At 71.8% G+C, this 1531-nt stretch carries 2 protein-coding genes; both read right to left on the reverse strand.

Translation table 11 applies throughout. The annotated features are described in order from the left end of the window. Positions 1-37: 37 nt before the first annotated feature. A complete protein-coding gene (locus H5J33_RS34815) occupies positions 38-1282 on the reverse strand; it encodes a cytochrome P450 (protein WP_181798647.1) in 1245 nt (414 codons plus the stop codon). Then, positions 1279-1531: amidohydrolase family protein (locus H5J33_RS34820; protein ID WP_181798648.1), on the reverse strand; the 253-nt coding region annotated here is incomplete at its 5' end. The genes H5J33_RS34820 and H5J33_RS34815, both read right to left, overlap by 4 nt.

The raw sequence follows: 1531 nt of genomic DNA on the forward strand, positions 1-1531 counted from the left end.
GCCGCCATACGCCGGCCGCCCCCGGTTTCCGGCGCGGCTACCCGGCGGGGTCCAGGACGACCGGCAGCTCCGCCAGGCCGCGGAAGGCGGGGAAGGGCACCTGAAGCCACCGTGGCCCGGCGGCCGGGTCGGCCAGGGCCATCCGGGGGAACCGCTCGAACAGCAGCGTCAGGGCGAGCTGTGTCTCCAGCCGGGCCAGCGGGGCGCCCAGGCAGTAGTGGCTGCCGTGCCCGAAGCCGAGGTGGGCGTCCTGCGCGTTGCCGGGCCGCCGCACGTCCAGTTCGTCGGGGGAGTCGAACTTGGCCGGGTCGCGGTTGGCCGAGCTGAGCGCGATCTGGACCAGGGCGCCCTTGGGGATCAGGGTCCCGCCGTACTCCACGTCCTCGGTCGCGTAGCGGAAGGTCGCGGTCTCCACCGAGCCGTCGTAGCGCACCAGTTCCTCGACCGCCGCGCGGATCAGCTCCGGGTTCTCCCGTACGGCCTGCCACTGCTCGGGGTGGCACAGCAGATGGTGCACGGCGTTGCCGATGAGGTACGCGGTCGTCTTGTGGCCCGCGAACATCAACAGGAAGGCCGTGGAGACCAGTTCGTTCTGGGTGAGCGCGCCGTCCGCGCCGTCCCGCGCCGCGATCAGCGCGCTCAGCAGGTCGTCGTCCGGGCGGTCCAGCTTCGCGTCGATCAGCTCGGTGAAGTACCCGTGCAGGTCCTCCTCCGCCTGCTGCTGGGCCCGCTTGAACTCCTCGCCGAAACCGGTCTGCGCCACCGTGGTCGACAGCCGCTGCATCCGCGACCGGTCCGCGGCCGGCACACCCAGCAGATCGCAGATCACGATGATCGGCAGCGGGAACGCGAACGCGGCCAGCAGGTCGACGGGTTCCCGGGGCGGGCACGCGTCGAGCAGCTCGCGGACGATCTGCTCGATGCGCGGCCGCAGCGCCTGCACCCGCCGCGGCGTGAAAGCCGAGTTGACCAGCCTGCGCAGCCGGGTGTGCTTGGGCGCGTCGGAGTTGAGCATGTTGTCGTCCAGCGCGATGGACGAGTCCCCGAAGATCCTCCGGTAGGCGTCCATGGCCCCGTACATGTCCTTGCTCAGCCGCGGGTCCGACAGCGCGGCCCGCGCGTCCTCGTACCGGGTGATCAGATACGTCTCGTTGCCGTGCGGCGGTCTCATCGGGCAGACCGGTGCCTCGGCGCGCAGCCGGGCGTACACGGCGTGGGGATCGCGGCGGAACTCGGGGGTGCACCGCTCGGCCGCGGCGACGGCCTCCTGCGTGGTGGTCACGGACGGCTCCTGAGGTCGAAGACAGCTTGGGCGTTTCCGCCGAGGATGAGCTGCTGGGACGCCTTGTCGAGCGGCAGCTTCTCGACCATGTGGACGAAGTCCTCCAGCGGCGCGGCCATCGGCGGCGAGTCGGTGCCGAACAGCATCCGCTCCGGCCCCAGCACCTCCGCGTTCAGGCTCAGGTGCGCCGCGCTGAACGGACTGGTGTCGACGTACATGCGCCGCAGGGCGGCGGCGGGCCGAGGGCGG

It is taken from the genome of Streptomyces sp. WELS2, assembly GCF_013870595.1.
GTDB lineage: Bacteria > Actinomycetota > Actinomycetes > Streptomycetales > Streptomycetaceae > Streptomyces.